15 protein-coding genes are annotated in these 15,506 nt (G+C 72.7%); 11 read left to right on the top strand and 4 right to left on the bottom strand.

All coding sequences use genetic code 11. The annotated features are described in order from the left end of the window. The first annotated feature begins 22 nt into the window (after positions 1–22). The 6 genes from ACFO60_RS13175 to ACFO60_RS13150 all read left to right on the top strand — a co-directional run bounded on the left by ACFO60_RS13175 (position 23) and on the right by ACFO60_RS13150 (position 5,235). On the top strand, positions 23–964 hold the full coding sequence (locus ACFO60_RS13175) for an aldo/keto reductase (protein ID WP_380840386.1): 942 nt from the start codon (positions 23–25) through the stop codon (positions 962–964). Between the two features lie 149 nt (positions 965–1,113). Further along, entirely contained in the window at positions 1,114–2,292 is a 1,179-nt protein-coding gene (aroC, locus tag ACFO60_RS13170) for a chorismate synthase (protein ID WP_380840384.1), read from the top strand. After that, positions 2,289–2,795: a shikimate kinase gene (locus ACFO60_RS13165; protein ID WP_380840383.1), complete on the top strand. Its 507-nt coding sequence runs from the start codon at positions 2,289–2,291 to the stop codon at positions 2,793–2,795. The genes aroC and ACFO60_RS13165 overlap by 4 nt, the downstream gene beginning before the upstream one ends. Next, on the top strand, positions 2,792–3,868 hold the full coding sequence (gene aroB / locus ACFO60_RS13160) for a 3-dehydroquinate synthase (protein WP_380840382.1): 1,077 nt from the start codon (positions 2,792–2,794) through the stop codon (positions 3,866–3,868). The genes ACFO60_RS13165 and aroB overlap by 4 nt, the downstream gene beginning before the upstream one ends. A gap of 174 nt (positions 3,869–4,042) precedes the next feature. Then, positions 4,043–4,477, top strand: coding sequence for a type II 3-dehydroquinate dehydratase (aroQ, locus tag ACFO60_RS13155; protein WP_380840607.1), 435 nt, complete (start codon positions 4,043–4,045; stop codon positions 4,475–4,477). Next, positions 4,474–5,235: an SGNH/GDSL hydrolase family protein gene (locus ACFO60_RS13150; protein ID WP_380840381.1), complete on the top strand. Its 762-nt coding sequence runs from the start codon at positions 4,474–4,476 to the stop codon at positions 5,233–5,235. The genes aroQ and ACFO60_RS13150 overlap by 4 nt, the downstream gene beginning before the upstream one ends. A 189-nt stretch (positions 5,236–5,424) precedes the next feature. On the opposite strand, the gene ACFO60_RS13145 is transcribed toward ACFO60_RS13150, so the two are convergent. Then, positions 5,425–7,602 (bottom strand): ATP-dependent DNA helicase, encoded by a 2,178-nt coding sequence (locus tag ACFO60_RS13145; protein WP_380840606.1) that lies wholly within the window; start codon positions 7,600–7,602, stop codon positions 5,425–5,427. A 533-nt stretch (positions 7,603–8,135) separates the two neighbouring features. On the opposite strand from ACFO60_RS13145, the gene ACFO60_RS13140 reads away from it, so the two are divergent. Together ACFO60_RS13140 and ACFO60_RS13135 are read left to right on the top strand one after the other, a co-directional pair. Then, complete coding sequence (locus ACFO60_RS13140) at positions 8,136–10,235, top strand: hypothetical protein (protein WP_380840380.1); 2,100 nt, start codon at positions 8,136–8,138, stop codon at positions 10,233–10,235. A 37-nt stretch (positions 10,236–10,272) separates the two neighbouring features. Beyond that, positions 10,273–11,871: a Na+/H+ antiporter gene (locus ACFO60_RS13135; protein WP_380840379.1), complete on the top strand. Its 1,599-nt coding sequence runs from the start codon at positions 10,273–10,275 to the stop codon at positions 11,869–11,871. Between the two features lie 88 nt (positions 11,872–11,959). Here ACFO60_RS13135 and ACFO60_RS13130 read toward each other — a convergent pair whose 3' ends face one another. Together ACFO60_RS13130 and ACFO60_RS13125 are read right to left on the bottom strand one after the other, a co-directional pair. Beyond that, positions 11,960–12,235: a UBP-type zinc finger domain-containing protein gene (locus ACFO60_RS13130; protein WP_380840378.1), complete on the bottom strand. Its 276-nt coding sequence runs from the start codon at positions 12,233–12,235 to the stop codon at positions 11,960–11,962. A gap of 23 nt (positions 12,236–12,258) precedes the next feature. Next, complete coding sequence (locus ACFO60_RS13125; RefSeq protein ID WP_380840377.1) at positions 12,259–13,002, bottom strand: YqjF family protein; 744 nt, start codon at positions 13,000–13,002, stop codon at positions 12,259–12,261. 161 nt (positions 13,003–13,163) lie between these two features. On the opposite strand from ACFO60_RS13125, the gene ACFO60_RS13120 reads away from it, so the two are divergent. From ACFO60_RS13120 to ACFO60_RS13110, 3 genes are read left to right on the top strand one after another with little or no spacing between them, the layout of a single operon-like run. Next, positions 13,164–13,532, top strand: a complete 369-nt coding sequence (locus tag ACFO60_RS13120) for a hypothetical protein (RefSeq protein WP_380840376.1) — start codon at positions 13,164–13,166, stop codon at positions 13,530–13,532. Positions 13,533–13,587: 55 nt separating this feature from the next. Further along, positions 13,588–13,929, top strand: a complete 342-nt coding sequence (locus ACFO60_RS13115) for a YidH family protein (RefSeq protein ID WP_380840375.1) — start codon at positions 13,588–13,590, stop codon at positions 13,927–13,929. Positions 13,930–13,933: 4 nt separating this feature from the next. Then, entirely contained in the window at positions 13,934–14,284 is a 351-nt protein-coding gene (locus tag ACFO60_RS13110) for a DUF202 domain-containing protein (protein WP_380840374.1), read from the top strand. 46 nt (positions 14,285–14,330) lie between these two features. Here ACFO60_RS13110 and ACFO60_RS13105 read toward each other — a convergent pair whose 3' ends face one another. Further along, complete coding sequence (locus tag ACFO60_RS13105; RefSeq protein ID WP_380840373.1) at positions 14,331–15,446, bottom strand: ferritin-like domain-containing protein; 1,116 nt, start codon at positions 15,444–15,446, stop codon at positions 14,331–14,333. Positions 15,447–15,506 lie beyond the last annotated feature (60 nt).

Raw genomic sequence — 15,506 nt, 5'->3', positions numbered from 1 at the left:
GCGGACCTTTAGCGTTGCCGCCATGAGGATCGGAAACAGTGATCTGGAGGTGTCACCGCTGTGCCTGGGCGGCAATCCCTTCGGCTGGACGGCGGACGAGGAGACCTCGTTCGCCGTGCTGGATGCCTTCGCCCAGGCGGGTGGCAACTTCTTCGACACCGCGGACAGGTACACCTTCCACGTGCCCGGCAACAGCGGTGGTGAGTCCGAGACGATCATCGGCCGCTGGCTGAAGACCCGCGGCGACCGAGACCAGATGGTGATCGCCACGAAGGTGGGTGCGCTCCCTGGGCTGGACAACTTGAGGCCGGAGACGATCCGGCAGGCCGCCGAGGACTCACTGCGGCGGCTTGGGCTTGATCACATCGACCTGTACTACGCGCATGTGGACGACCCCGGCACCCCGCTGGCCGAGACCCTCGGGGCGTTCGACGAGCTGGTCCGGTCCGGCAAGGTACGGCACATCGCGGCGTCCAACTACACAGCGGCGCGGCTGTCGGCGGCACTGGAGACCTCGGACCGGGAAGGGCTCGCCGCGTACGTCGCCTTGCAGGCCGAATACAACCTGGTACAGCGCGAGAACTACGAACGGGATCTCGCGCCTGCCGTCACCCGGACCGGACTGGTCTGCCTGCCCTACGTCGCGCTGGCACGTGGTTTCCTCACCGGCAAGTACCGCCCCGACGGCCCCAGGGTGGACAGCCCCCGCGCCGATCAGGCCCGCGCCCACCTGGACGGCAAAGGCCCGGCCGTACTGGCCACCCTGGAAGAGGTCGCCGCGGCGCATCACACCACGATGGCCGCGGTCGCGCTGGCCTGGCTCGCCGTCCAGCCCACCGTTGCCACCCCCCTTGCCGGAGCCCGCAACCCGGCCCAGCTCGCCGACCTGCTGCCGTACCTGACCCTGCGGCTCGCCGACGACGAGATCGCCCTGCTGGACCAGGTCAGCGCCTGGACACAGTGAGAACTCAGGAAGAGGCTCTCCTTGGGCTCGGTGTGGGGTCTGGGTGGTCGGTTGGTTGCGTGGGGCGGGCGCGGGGTGGGCTGGGTGGGGGGGATCGGGGTGGGGATGGTGGGGTGAGGCAGTGGGTGGTGCATGGAAGACTTGTCACCATGTTGCGATGGTTGACCGCAGGTGAGTCCCACGGCCCCGAACTCGTCGCGATCCTGGAGGGAATGCCCGCCGGGGTGGCGGTCACGACCGCCGACGTCGAGCAGGCTCTGGCGAGGCGCCGGCTGGGGTACGGCCGCGGGGCGCGCATGAAGTTCGAGCAGGACGAGGTGACCATCGTCGGGGGCGTGCGCCACGGCCGCACGCAGGGCAGCCCCGTGGCGATCAGGGTCGGCAACACCGAGTGGCCCAAGTGGGAGACGGTGATGGCGGCCGACCCGGTCGACGCCGACCTGCTGGCGGCCCAGGCCCGCAACGCGCCGCTGTCGCGCCCCCGCCCCGGCCACGCCGACCTTTCCGGCATGCAGAAGTACGGGTTCGACGACGCCCGCCCCATCCTCGACCGGGCCAGCGCCCGCGAGACGGCGGCCCGCGTCGCCCTCGGCCAGGTCGCGCGCAACTTCCTCAAACAGGCGCTCGGCGTCGACGTCCTCAGCCACGTGGTGGCCATCGGCACGGCCGAGGCGCCGGCCGGGGTCATCCCCGGGCCCGGCGACCTGGCGGCCGTCGACGAGCATCCGGCGCGCTGCCTCGACGCCGCCGCGGGCGAGGCGATGATCGCCGAGATCGACACGGCCAAGAGGGAGGGCGACACCCTCGGCGGCGTCGTCGAGGTGGTCGTCTACGGGCTCCCGCCGGGCCTCGGCAGCTACGTCCACTGGGACCGCCGCCTGGACTCGCGTCTGGCGGCGGCGCTCATGGGCATCCAGGCGATCAAGGGTGTGGCGGTCGGCGACGGCTTCGAGACCGCGCGCCGCCGGGGCTCGCAGGCTCACGACGAGATCGAGAACACCCCCGAGGGGGTGCGCCGCGTCACCAACCGGGCCGGCGGCGTCGAGGGCGGCATGACCAACGGCGAGCCGCTGCGGGTGCGCGCCGCGATGAAGCCGATCTCCACGGTGCCCCGCGCGCTGTCCACGGTGGACGTGCTCACCGGCGAGCCCGCCAAGGCCATCAACCAGCGGTCCGACGTGTGCGCGGTCCCCGCCGCCGGTATCGTCGCTGAGGCGATGGTCGCGCTGGTGCTCGCCGACGCGGCCGTCGAGAAGTTCGGCGGCGACTCCGTGGAGGAGGTCGCCCGCAACCTTTCCGGCTACCTGTCGTCGATGGTGATCAAGTGACCTCTCCCAGAGTTGTGCTGATCGGCCCGCCCGGGTCGGGCAAGTCCACCATCGGCCGCCTGCTGGCCGGTCGCCTGGGCACGGGCTTCCGCGACACCGACGAGGACGTGGAGGCCGTGGCGGGCAAGCCGGTCTCCGACGTCTTCGTCGACGACGGCGAAGAGCGGTTCCGCGAGCTGGAGGCCGAGGCCGTCCGCCTGGCGCTGGCCGAGCACGACGGGGTGCTGTCGCTCGGCGGCGGCGCCGTCCTGCGCGAGGCGACCCAGGAGCTTCTGGCCGGTCACACGGTCGTCTACCTCCAGGTCGGCCTGGCCGACGCCGTGCAGCGCGTCGGCCTCGCCCAGGCGCGCCCGCTGCTGGTGCTCAACCCGCGCAGCCGGCTCAAGCGGCTGATGGAGGAGCGCCGGCCCGTCTACGAGCGGCTCGCCTCGCTCATCGTCGCCACCGACGGCCGCGCGCCGGAGGAGATCGCCGACGAGATCGTCAAGGGGCTGCCGGCATGACGAGCACCCGCATCACGGTCAAGGGCGAGCACCCCTACGACGTCGTCGTCGGCGCGGGCGTGCTCGCCGAACTGCCCGGCCTGGTGGGCGAGGGCGCCCGCACGGTCGCGGTGGTGCACCCGGCCGGCCTGCCCGAGATCGCCCGGCCCGTCTGCGGCGCCCTGTCGTCCGCCGGATACTCGGTCGTGGCGCTGCCCGTCCCCGACGGCGAGCATGCCAAGTCGGTGGAGGTCGCCGCCGAACTGTGGTCGGCGTTCGGCCGGCACGGCGTGACCCGCTCGGACGTCGTCGTCGGCGTCGGCGGGGGAGCGACCACCGACCTGGCCGGGTTCGTGGCGGCCACCTGGCTTCGCGGTGTCAAGGTCGTGCAGGTGCCGACCACGCTGCTCGGCATGGTGGACGCCGCGGTGGGCGGCAAGACCGGCATCAACACCCCCGAGGGGAAGAACCTCGTCGGCTCCTTCCACCCGCCGGCCGGGGTGCTGTGCGATCTGGCCACCCTGGTGTCGGTGCCCCGGGACGACTACGTCGCCGGCCTGGCCGAGATCATCAAGGGCGGCTTCATCGCCGACCCGGCGATCCTGACCCTGATCGAGGACGACCCCGAGGGCGCGCGGGCGCCCGACGGCCGGCACACCCGCGAGCTGATCGAGCGCAAGGTCCAGATCAAGGCCGACGTCGTCGGGGCCGACCTCCGCGAGTCGGGGGTGCGCGAGATCCTCAACTACGGCCACACGCTCGCCCACGCCATCGAGCGCGTCGAGGACTACCACATGCGCCACGGCGAGGCGGTGGCCATCGGCATGGTGTACGCCGCCGAGCTGTCGCGGCTGGCCGGCCACGCGGGGGCCGGCCTGGTCGAGCGCACCCGGTCGATCCTCACCTCGGTGGGGTTGCCGACGGCCTACCGCTCCGAGGTGTGGTCCCAGTTGCGCGACCACATGCGCGTCGACAAGAAGAACCGCGGCGCCCGCCAGCGGTTCGTCATCCTGGACGACGTCGCCGAGGTCGTCCGCCTGGAGGACCCGCCGGAGGAACTGCTCGAGGCCGCCTACCGCGAGATCGCGCGATGACGGCGGGCACGGGCGAGGCGCCCGGAGCGCCCTGCCGCCGCGGCGGCGTTCCTGTGAACCCGCGGGCGGTGAGGGTGAGAGACCGTTGAGCGGCGCAGGTGGGGAACCGCGGGCGGCGAGAGTGAGAGATCGATGGGCGGCGCAGGTGGCGAGCCTGCGGGCGGCGAGGGTGAGATGAGAACGGTCTACGTGTTCAACGGTCCCAACCTGTCGCGCCTCGGCACGCGCGAGCCCGACGTCTACGGGGCCGACACCTTCGACGACCTGGCCGCGCTGTGCCGCCAGACCGGCAGGGAGCTCGGGCTGACGGTGGACGTCCGGCAGACCGACGACGAGGCCGAGCTGGTGTCGTGGATCCACGAGGCCGCCGACGGGGCGATCCCCGTGGTGCTGAACCCCGCCGCCTTCACCCACTACTCCTACGCCCTGCGCGACGCGATCGCCCAGCGCACCGCGCCGCTGATCGAGGTGCACATCTCCAACCCCGCGTCCCGTGAGGAGTTCCGCCACACCTCGGTGGTCGCCAGCGTGGCCACGGGCACGATCGCCGGCTTCGGGCTGCGCTCGTACGAACTGGCGCTGCGCGCGATCGCGGAGGACGGCCAGTGAAGACGTACGAGTCGTATGTCGCGATCGGCGACAGCTTCACCGAAGGGCTCAACGACCCCGGCCCCGACGGGCACTTCCGGGGATGGGCCGACCGGGTGGCCGAGCGGCTCGCCGCGCTGCAGCCCGGCTTCCGGTACGCCAACCTCGCGGTGCGGGGCAGGCTGCTGGACCAGATCGTGGAGCAGCAGGTGCCGGCGGCCATCGAGCTCAAGCCCGACCTGGTCAGCCTCTGCGCCGGCGGCAACGACCTGCTGCGGCCGGGCGCCGACCCCGACAGCATGGCCAAGACCTTCGCGCGGGCCGTGCGCGACCTGCGCGGCGCCGGCGCCGACGTCGTGCTGTTCACCGGCGTGGACCCCCGCGACACGCCCTTGATGCGCCAGGTCCGCGGCCGGTGCGCCGTGTTCTACCTGCACATCAGGTCCATCGCCGACCTGTACGGCTGCCATGTGATCGACCAGTGGTCGATGCAGTCGCTGCGCGACTGGCGGGCGTGGAGCGAGGACCGCCTGCACATGAACGCCGAAGGCCACCGGTTCGTCGCCGCGAAGGTGTGCGAGGTTCTCGGCGTGCCGTCGGAGGACGACTGGCGCCACACCTGGCCGCCCCGTGAGCGGGTGGACCGCAAGGCCAAGCTCCGCGAGGACCGCCTGTGGGTGCGCGAGCACCTGCTCCCCTGGGTGGGCCGCCGCCTCCGCGGCACCTCCTCGGGCGACACGGTCACCCCCAAACGCCCCGGCCTCGAACCGTACGCCTGACGGCCGGACGGCACGCCTGCCGTCCGGTCCGCCCACGCGCCGCCGGGCGCCGTGATCAGGACACCGGTGCCGCCGGCCTCCTTCCCGCCACCGCGGCGCCCCTTGGTGGGGCTGCCCCTCGCCTTCCGCTGCCGGCCCCGGCAGGAGTGTCCGCGTGGCGGTGGTGGACACCGATCGGCGGATCGGAGGTTATGAAGGGGCGGCGGTGAGGCGGCGCAGGGCGGCGCGCACCTTCTGAGGGTCGGTGGTGGTCCAGAACGGCGGAAGCGAGTCGCGCAGGAAGCCGGCGTAGCGGGCGGTCGCCAGCCTGGGGTCCAGGACGGCGACCACGCCCTTGTCGTCCTGGCCGCGCAGCAGCCGCCCCGTTCCCTGGGCCAGCAGCAGTGCGGCGTGGGTGGCCGCGACGGTCATGAACCCGTTGCCGCCCCGCGCGGCGACGTGCCGCTGCCGGGCGGAGGCCAGCGGGTCGTCCGGCCGGGGGAACGGGATGCGGTCGATGATCACCAGGCTGAGCGAGGGACCGGGCACGTCGACTCCCTGCCACAGCGACAGGGTGCCGAACAGGCAGGTGGCGGGGTCCTCGGCGAACTGCTTGACCAGCAGTGAGGTGGAGTCGTCGCCCTGGCACAGCAGGGGCGTGCCGAGCCGTTCGCGCAGCGCCTCGGTGGCGGCCTTGGCGGCCCGCATGGAGGAGAACAGCCCGAGCGTGCGCCCGCCCGCGGCCTCGATCAGCTCGGCGATCTCGTCGAGGTACTCCTTGGGCAGGCCGTCGCGGCCGGGCTGGGGCAGGTGCTTGGCGATGTAGAGGATGCCGCTGCGGGCGTGGTCGAACGGGGAGCCGACGTCCAGCCCGGTCCACGCCTTGCGCTTGCGCTCCGCCCCCTGATCGGCCTCCGTCCGCAGCCCGTCCGCGACGCGGCGGTCGCCGTCGTCCTGCCCAGGGTCGCGTCCGGCCCCCTGGCGCTCAGCGGGCCGCGGGGCAGTCGCGTCCTGCCCAGAGGGCCGGTCGGCGCTCTGGCCGGTCGTCTCGTCGCTGCCGGGGGTGGTCTCGCCCGCGGGGGCGTGCGGGCGGGCGGGGCCGAGGCCCCACTGGCGGGCCATGCCTTCGAAGGTGCCGCCGAGGGCCAGCGTGGCGCTGGTGAGGATGACGGTGCGGTCGGCGAACAGCTTGTCGCGGAGCATCCCGCCGACGCTGAGCGGCGCGACCTTCAGCATGGCGGGACGGCGGTCGGTGGCGCCCTCCAGCCAGACGACCTCGGCCCGGTCGACCTCGGAGTCGCCGCCGAAGGCCTCAAGGATGCGCACGGCCGTGTCGTGGATCTCGTCCAGCGCGTGGAACGCCGCCTTGCGCTGCCCGGCGGCCTCGGGATCGTCCTTGTCGCGGCCGCCGCCCCAGCCGTCGCCGCCGCGCGACCCCATCGCGGTGAGGCAGACGAAGGCGGCGTCTCGCAGGACCGACAGCGTCACGCCGAGGACCTGCGGCAGCTGGTCGAGGCGCCCGGGCGGCGCGGCGGCGAGCAGCGCCTTGAGATCTTCACCCGCCTCCTGGAGGCGGTCGGCGACCCCCTGCTCGATGAGCCGCCCGACGCGGCGCACGGCGGAGGCGACGGTGGCCTCGGACAGCTCGTCGGTGACGACGCTCGTGACCCGGTCGACGAGCTCGTGCGCCTCGTCGACCACGACGACGTCGTGCTCGGGCAGGACGGCGAACTCCTCCATGGCGTCGATGGCGAGCAGAGCGTGGTTGGTGACCACGACGTCGACCTGGCCCGCCCGTTCTCTCGCCTGCTCGGCGAAGCACTCGGCGCCGCTCGGGCAGCGCTGGGCGCCGAGGCATTCCTTGGCGCTGACCGAGAACTGCCGCCACGCCTGCTCGTTGACGCCCGGGACGAGCTCGTCGCGGTCGCCGGTCTCGGTCTCCTCGGCCCACTCTTGGATGCGCTGGACCATGCGGCCGGTGGCGCCGACCTCGCGGGGGTCGAAGAGCTGGTCGCCCTCCTCCTCGGGCCAGGCCGCCGTCACCTTGTAACGGCAGAGATAGTTTCTTCTTCCCTTGAGGATCGCGAACTGTGGCTCATGGGGAAGATGGTCGGCGAGCGAGGTGGCCAGCCGGGGCAGATCGCGGTCCACGAGCTGGCGCTGGAGGGCGATGGTGGCGGTGGAGATGACGACCGAGCTGTCGGATTCGATGGCGTGCCTGATCGCGGGAACCAGATAGGCGAGGGACTTGCCGGTGCCGGTGCCCGCCTGCACGGCGACGTGCTCGTCGTTGTCGATGGCGTGCCGTACGGCCCGGGCCATGGCGACCTGGCCCGGCCTCTCGGCGCCCCCCACGCCCGTGACCGCGGCCCGCAGGAGATCCTCCACGGGCGGCAGGTCGTCGTCCTCCTCGAACTCCTCCTCGAAGTCGTCCCCGTCGAAGGACTCGTCCTGCGAGCCCTCGTCCGCGGAGACGTCGAGGTCATGGGGGTCGTCCGCGCCGGGGCCCTCTTCGCCGGAGCCCGCCGCGGCGCCCCGCTCGCGGTCGGTGACGTGGCCGGCTTCGTGAACGCGGCCGGTGACGTCTTCGGGGACGCCGTCGATGGCGCTGAGGGAGTCGTCGAGCACGGCATGCAACGCTACCGGCCTCGCGGGGGTCACCGTGCCGGGAGCGCCCATCGGCGCGCGGTGCGTTCCGGGTGCATCTCGGCATTCCGGAACCCCGGCGGCGGAGGGCGTGGCAGACTGGCGAAGCCGGGTCCGCGGGGGTCAAGGACGATCCGCCGTTCGCCTGCCCGCTCACGGGGCCATTGCGCGAGATGTTACCGACGGGGTCTGCGATGACGGCGACATGTACGGTTCGGTAGGGTTTATCGAGGTTGAGTGGACGAATAAAGGCTGGTCATAGCACGATGTCTGCCATGTCGGAAGTTGTCCCACTGCCGTCGTTCGGTGAGGTGTTCTTCGACGCCCGTGGCCAGGAGCGCGTTCTCCGGGTCACCTGGCACGAAGGCACACTCGTCCTCAGCCTCTGGCGAGGGGAGATGTGCACCGCCAGTTTCCGTATGCCGATGGAGGACGTGGGCCGTCTCCTCGACACCCTCGACGTGGGGTACGCGGAGGCGGGCGGCGAGTACGCCGAAGGCGAGGAGGACTACGGCGACGAGGCAGAGCACGCCGAATATCCGGAATATCCGGGCACCGGGCAGTACGCCCGGCCGACCGGCGTGCCCGAGGACGGCTACCCCGCCGAGGAGGGGTACGCCGACGACCACGCCTACCCCGACGAGCACGGCTACGGCGAGGCCCAGCCCTATCCGGACGAGCACCCCGACCACGCTCACGGCGCCGGGTACCCGCGTGAGGACACCGCGGCCCTCCCGCTGGGGGCGCACGGCCCCAAGGACGTGCTCGTGGCACGCGGCACGGCGCCCGTCCCCGACAAGCTGGTCGCACCGCGCCCACGCCGCGGCGGGGACGACGCGCGCGGCGCCGGCCGATCTCCGCGTCCGGTCCCGAGGGCCGCGCGGCAGGAAGAGTACGCCGAGCAAGGGGCCCAGGTGGACTACCCCACCCAGGGGCTCGACCGCCCAGATCAGGGCCCCCAGGCCGACTACGCGGCCCAAGGCTCGCAAGGCGACTACGCGGCCCCGGGTTCACAGGGTGACCACCCCGGTCAGGGCCCGCAGGGCGACTATCCGGCACGTCCCGATTACCCCTCGCGACCCGATTACCCCGTTCAGCCCGATTATCCGGTCCAGCCCGACTACGCGGCGCAGCCTGGGTACACGCCGCAGCCTGAGTACGCGGCGCAGCCCGACTACGCGCCGCAGCCCGACTACGCGCCGCAGGGCGAGTACACCGCTCCGGCGGACTACGCCGCGTCCCCCGACCACCCCGCCCGCTCCGGCCGTGCGCCGCGGGGCGAGCGTCCGGGCCGCGGGAGCGCCTACCCCGCGCACCCGCAGCCGCCGCTCGGCGCGATCTCGTCCCAGATCCCGTCTCAGGCGCCTCAGCAGGGCTACCCGCCGCCCGGCCACCTTGCTTCGGCGACCGGGCCGAGCACGGGCCCGCAGCAGGTTCCGCCCGCCGGAGGGGACTACGGCGCCCACCCCGACTACACGCCTCCCGCCGGCTTCCCGACCTACCAGGACGACTACGCGCCGCCCGCGGGCGACGCCCCGCGCGCGGACTACGGTGCGCCCGGCGAGTACGGCCTGACCGGTGAGTACGGCGCGCGGCCCGGCTACGCCGCCGATGCCGGGCCGGGCGCCCGCGGCGACCTCGGCCACCGTGGCGGCGCGGAGGAGTACGGGGCCGGCACCCAGTACGGCGTCGCCGCCGAGTACGGAGGCGCGGCGGGGTACGGGCCCGCCGCCGAGTACGGGGCCAAGCCCGAATACGGGGCCGTCCCTGGGTACGGCGCCGGTCCTGAGTACGGTGCCAACCCGGAGTTCGGCGCCGGTCCTGAGTCCGTTCCCGAGTACGGCGCCAACCCCGAGTACGGCTCCCCGCCCGACTACGCCAAGCCCGAATACGGCTCCGCCCCCGACTACGGGGTCACCTCCGACTACGGACGCCCGCCCGGCTACGCCACCCCGCCGCTCGACTACTCGGCCACGCCCGGCTACGGGTCCGCGGCGGAGTACCCGCCGCCCGCGGAGTACGGAGGGTCCCGCTACGGAGCCGGCGACGTGGACGCCGTGCCGAGGGAGAACCTCATCGTCAACGACTCCCTGCCGTTCGGGCAGGCGCCCGCCGGACGGCCGGACGGGCCGTACCGGCCCGCGGGGGAGGCCCCCGGCTACGGCGAGGTCCCGCCGGCGGCCGTCGATCCGTCCGACCCGCTGGGCCTCGGGGCCATGGGGCAGCGCCCGGCCGACTCCACCGACCCCGAGCTGCCTCGCCCGTACGTGAACGAGAACATGTACGCCACGGGTGAGCGAGTCCGGCCCGACGGGCGGCCGCACGCCGACGAGACGGGTCGTCCCTATCCGCCCGGGAGCGGTCGCGACTGGTAGCGCCTCCGGTATGCCGCTCGGCATATCCTTGTGATCAATGAACATCACGACCGCGCTCCAGCTTGTGCTCCTCCCGGCCGGCGCGTTGGTGGTCGCGGCGATCGCGCGGTGGCGGGGCTGGTCCACCCCCTTGCTGCTGGTGCTCGCCGGGCTGCTCGCGGGCCTGGTCGCGTCCCGCTTCCAGGGCGTGCCCGAATACCGTCTCGACCCCGACATCGTGCTGCTGGTCTTCCTGCCGCCGCTGCTGTACTCGGCCGCGCTGGACAGCTCCTACCTGCGCCTGCGCGCCGTCCGGCGGCCCGTCGGGCTGCTGTCGGTGGGCCTGGTGCTCTTCACCGCGATCGTGGTGGGCCTGCTGGCGCACGCCATGATCCCCGGGCTGCCTCTGGCGGCGGCGTTCGCGCTCGGCGCCATCGTGGCCCCGCCGGACGCCGTGGCGGCCGTCGCGGTGGCCCGCAGGCTCGGCCTGCCCCGCAAGATCATCACCATTCTCGTCGGCGAGAGCCTGTTCAACGACGCCACCGCGCTCACGGCCTATCGCGTGGCGGTCGCCGCCGCCGTCGGCGTTGGCGCCGGCCCGTTCGAGGCCCTCGGCCAGTTCGCCTACGCGGCCGGCTGCGGGCTGGCCATCGGGCTGGTTCTCGCGTTCTGCGTCGCCCGCCTCTTCGACCTCCTGCGCGACCCGCTGATCACCAACACGGTCTCGCTGCTGGTGCCGTTCGCGGCCTACCTCGGCGCCGAGGCGGTGCACGCTTCGGGGGTGCTGTCGGTCGTGGTGGTCGGCGTCCTGCTCGGCCACCGCATGAACCGCACCAGCTACGGCACGCGGCTGGTCTCGCACTCGATGTGGAAGGTGCTCGACTTCGTCCTTGAGATCGTGGTCTTCCTGCTCATCGGGCTGCAGCTTCCGCTCATCCTGCAGGGGCTGCGCGGGCAGAATCCCTGGCACATCGCGGGGTACGCGGCCGCGGTCCTCGCCGCGGTGGTGCTCACCCGCGTCGTGTGGGTCATCCCCACCACCTATCTGCCGCGCGTCCTGTTCCGCAAGATCCGCGAGCGGGAGCCGCGGCCGCGCGCCTCGTCGGTGGCGGTGATCGGCTGGGCGGGCATGCGGGGGGTGGTGTCGCTGGCCGCGGCCTTCGCCCTGCCGTCCGAGTTCCCGGCCCGCGACCTGGTGCTGTTCCTGACGTTCGTCGTCGTCATCGGCACCCTGCTGGTTCAGGGCCTGTCGTTCCCGATGCTGATCAGAAGGCTCGGCGTCTCCAGCGATCAGGAGGTCTACCAGGACAACCTGTCGGAGGCGGCGGCCCAGCAGGCGGCGGCCGGCGCGGCGCTGGCCCGGCTGGACGAGCTGACCAAGGACGGCGTCCTCGAGACCCACGCCGAGGTGGTCGACCGCCTGCGCGTCCAGGCCGAGCGCCGCGCGATGGGCGCCTGGGAGCGACTGGGCGGCGGCGTCGGCCCTGAGGGCGAGGAGACGCCGAGCGCCATCTACCGCAGGCTGCGCCGCGAGATGCTGGAGGCCGAGAGGTCGGTGCTGGTGCGCCTGCGCGACGAGCGCCGCATCGACGACGAGGTGCTGCGCCGGGTCACCATGGAACTCGACTACGAGGAGGCGTCCCTGTCGCGAGGATGACGCGGCCGAGCGGCGCCGCCCGCCGGCGCCGCCCGCCGGCGCCGGTCACCGGGGCCGGGAGCCGGTCATCGGGCCCCAGGGCGGCCGGTCATCGGGCCAGGCGGGACATGCTCACCGTCTCGTGGACGAAGCACCACAGCCACTCTTCGCCGTCCTGGAACGAGCGCATCACCGGATGGCCGGTCTGCTGGAAGTGCCGGGTCGCGTGGCGGCCCGGCGAGGAGTCGCAGCAGCCGATGTGCCCGCACTCGACGCATTTGCGCAGGTGGACGTAGCGCCTGCCCTCGGCGAGGCACTCTTCACACCCCTCGGGAGTGCGCGGCGCGGCCTCCGCCTCGATCTTCATGTCTTCGCAGTCACCCATGTGCTTCCCCCATGGACCCGATGTTAGTGCAGGCCGGCGGGCGTGGGCCGTGGGCGGCGCCACCTGCCGATGCGCACCGCGACGCCGGGGGAGGCGTGCAGGAGCGGTTCGTGGCCGGGGGCGGGAAGGCCCGCCGCCCGCACGAGATCCTCGTCCAGGCGGGTCAGAGCGGCATGGTGCAGCGGCCAGGGCGGGTGCTCGACCTCCGCGTGGACCAGCCGGCCGGCGACGACGGTGAACAGCCGGTAGCGATCGGTCAGGAAGCTCGTCCGCTCGTCCCGCTCGTCCGGCGTCAGCGGCGGTCCCAGTTCGACGTCCGCGTCGCCCCGGGCGCCGGCGGGCCCCGGCATACGGCGCTCGCAGCGGTAGGCGTACCGCCCGCCGTCCACGCGGACCGACATGCGCGACCAGTAGTAGGGGAGCCGGTACCCGGCGCGGGCGGCGATCACGGCGGGCAGGCGCTCGGCGTCCAGCGAGAAGAACCACAGTCCGCTGCGCCCGCCGGCGTCGCGGACGTAGGTGCGGACGTTGGTCTCGGGGAAGCGCGACAGCCATGGCAGCGCCGGCACGCCCGGGGGCCGCACCCCCTCCATCAGGAAGGGCACCAGGCCGACGTAGGCCGCGTCGTCGAAGGTCTCCACGGTGAGGCCCGGCGGCAGCAGGCGCTGCACCTCACCGGGCGGGTAGCGCCAATGGATGAAGGTCAGCGCCGTCCACCGCTGGTACATCACCGGCACGGCGACCCTCGGTGACCACGATGTCCGCATAGCCCCCTTCTACCCGGAGAACCGGCCCCATGTGCGGCCGGCGATCGTGTGCTCGAGCGATCGACGGCGGTGGTCTGGTCGCCGTCCGTGCTTCCGGGCGGGAGCCGCGAGGCGGAAAAGCGCGCGCGCCGGGCTCCGAGGAGTTGGATAGGGTCCGAATCATGCGACTCTTCCCCCTCGCCGCAGCGGCCGCGACCGGATTCATATTGATCACCACGGGGTGCAGCACCGTCGACAAGGCGCAGGCGTGCATCGAGGCCAACCAGGTCATCGCCGAGACCGGTGCGAAGATCACCGGCTTGGCCAACGACCCGAAGGCGATGGACAAGGCCCTGGAGGACGGGGCCGCGAAGTTGCAGGACGTGGCGGACAAGGCCGGCAACACCACCTTGAACCAGGCGCTGGGCGACCTCGCCGACACCTTCAAGGACCTCAACGTCAAGGACGCCAACGACGCGGTGGACAGCGCCCAGAAGGTGGCGACGGACACGGCGGCGACCCTGAAGGAGATCGCTCAGGAGTGCACCTGACGAGCGGGAAAACCCGAGATCTCTAGGGGAAATGGAGCTGAATTAGCCTTTCCTCATGCCTGCTGAGGGAGAGGACCCGGACCCCCGGTTCACGCTCGCCAACGAGCGGACGTTTCTCACCTGGCTCAGCACGTCGCTCGCGCTGAGCGCCGGAGGCGTGGCCATGGCGGTCGTGCCGCGCGAGATCTTCGTGCCATGGATCCGCACGGCGCTCGCCGTCGTGCTGGTCCTGCTGTCGGCCCTCGCGGCGCTCCTGGCCTATCCCCGGTGGCGGCACGTGCAGCGGGCGCTCCGGCTGAAGGCTCCGCTCCCGCCGCTCGCCCTCGCCCCGGTGTTCGGCTACGGCGTCGCGGCGGTGGCCGTCCTGGCGCTGGTCCTCATCCTCATCGCCGGATGACCCGGTGACCGGCCCGCAGGACGCCGGAGCCGCCGAGCCGGGGGAGGCCGGCCTGCACAGTGAGCGGACGCTGCTGGCGTGGGTCCGCACCGCGACCGCGCTGGCGGCCGGAGGGCTCGGCGCGGCGGGCATCGCGGGCCGCCACACGGGGAGCGGCCTGGCCGCCGCCCCCTTCGTCCTCGCCGCGCTGTTCGGGGCGGTGCTGCTGGCCAGGACGCGCGCGCGGCACCGGCGCGTCGAACGGGCGATCCGCGAGGGACTGCCCCTGGACGACGGCGCCGACGCCGTGCTCGCCTGGCTCGGCGCGCTGGCCCTGGCCTCCGGCGCGGTCGCGTTCGTCCTCACCGCCTTGTGAGAGGACGGCTCGCCCTCCCGGCAGGAGGCGCCCGGCGGCGGCAGGATCAGTCGGCGGCGCCGAGGGCCATGGTGCCGGCGATCTCCTGGGCGCGCTCGGCCTCCTCGGCGGCGAAGCGCTCCTCGTCGAGGCGGTCGGCGATGTCCTCGTCCTGCCTCATCAGCGCGTCCAGGTTCTGCCCGGCCATCTCCAGCACGCCCATGTCGGCGTACGCCTTCTGCAGGCGCTCGCTCCACAGGCCGATGTCCTTGACGCAGGGCACGATGCGGCTGAACAGCAGGGAGCGGAAGAGCTGGAGGTACTGCGACTCGTCGGTGGCCCGCATGGCCTCCTGGACCTCCGAGGGGGACAGGCCGAGGTTCTCCCACTGCTCGACCCCGCGCAGGCGGTCGCGCATGAGATAGCAGCCCTCGATGACGAAGTCCTCGCGCTCGCGCAGCTCGGCCTCCGACAGCTGGGCGTAGTAGTCGCGCAGGGCCATCCTGCCGAAGGCGACGTGCCGGGCCTCGTCCTGCATGACGTAGGCGAGGATCTGCTTGGGCAGCGGCTTGGTCGTCATGTCGCGCATCACGCCGAACGCGGCCAGCGCCAGCCCTTCGATGAGCACCTGCATGCCGAGGTAGGGCATGTCCCAGCGCGAGTCGCCGAGGGTGTCGTCCAGGAGGGACTTGAGGTACTTGTTGATCGGGTAGGCGATGCCGACCTTCTCCTGCAGGAACCGGGCGTAGGTCTCGGCGTGGCGGGCCTCGTCCATCGTCTGCGTGGCGGCGTAGAACTTGGAGTCCAGGTCGGGCACCGACTCGACGATGCGGGCCGAGCAGATCATCGCGCCCTGCTCGCCGTGGAGGAACTGCGAGAACTGCCAGGCGGCGCCGTGCCGCCTGACCTCTTTGCGCGTCTTGGCGTCCATGCGGTGCCACAGCGGGGTGTCGTAGATCGCGATGGACTGGTCGGGGATGCCGAGCACGTCGTAGGGGTCGACCTCGAGGCCCCAGTCGATGCGCTTGACCGAGTCCCACTGTTTGTCCTTGCCCTTCTGGTACAGGGCGAGCATGCGGTCACGGCCCTCGTCGTACTCCCAGGTGAAGCGGGCTGACCCCTTCATCTCCACATCCCAGGTGGAGAGTTCGGCGGGGATGGTGTAGAGCTCGTGGGTCGACACAGGAGCCTCCAGGGGGGCGTACACCGTACGTATCTGGAGCGTGGCACGTACGCTGTACGT

It is taken from the genome of Sphaerisporangium dianthi (assembly GCF_042654065.1).
GTDB lineage: Bacteria > Actinomycetota > Actinomycetes > Streptosporangiales > Streptosporangiaceae > Sphaerisporangium > Sphaerisporangium dianthi.
This window is presented reverse-complemented; position numbering and strand designations above follow the sequence as displayed.

Excerpts from the sequence above, each read along its gene's own strand:
- ACFO60_RS13175 (WP_380840386.1), top strand. The coding sequence starts at position 23 with ATGAGGATCGGAAACAGTGATCTGGAGGTGTCACCGCTGTGCCTGGGC.
- aroC (WP_380840384.1), top strand. The coding sequence starts at position 1,114 with ATGTTGCGATGGTTGACCGCAGGTGAGTCCCACGGCCCCGAACTCGTC.
- aroB (WP_380840382.1), top strand. The coding sequence starts at position 2,792 with ATGACGAGCACCCGCATCACGGTCAAGGGCGAGCACCCCTACGACGTC.
- aroQ (WP_380840607.1), top strand. The coding sequence starts at position 4,043 with ATGAGAACGGTCTACGTGTTCAACGGTCCCAACCTGTCGCGCCTCGGC.
- ACFO60_RS13140 (WP_380840380.1), top strand. The coding sequence starts at position 8,136 with ATGTCGGAAGTTGTCCCACTGCCGTCGTTCGGTGAGGTGTTCTTCGAC.
- ACFO60_RS13135 (WP_380840379.1), top strand. The coding sequence starts at position 10,273 with ATGAACATCACGACCGCGCTCCAGCTTGTGCTCCTCCCGGCCGGCGCG.
- ACFO60_RS13130 (WP_380840378.1), bottom strand. The coding sequence starts at position 12,235 with ATGGGTGACTGCGAAGACATGAAGATCGAGGCGGAGGCCGCGCCGCGC.
- ACFO60_RS13125 (WP_380840377.1), bottom strand. The coding sequence starts at position 13,002 with ATGCGGACATCGTGGTCACCGAGGGTCGCCGTGCCGGTGATGTACCAG.
- ACFO60_RS13120 (WP_380840376.1), top strand. The coding sequence starts at position 13,164 with ATGCGACTCTTCCCCCTCGCCGCAGCGGCCGCGACCGGATTCATATTG.
- ACFO60_RS13115 (WP_380840375.1), top strand. The coding sequence starts at position 13,588 with ATGCCTGCTGAGGGAGAGGACCCGGACCCCCGGTTCACGCTCGCCAAC.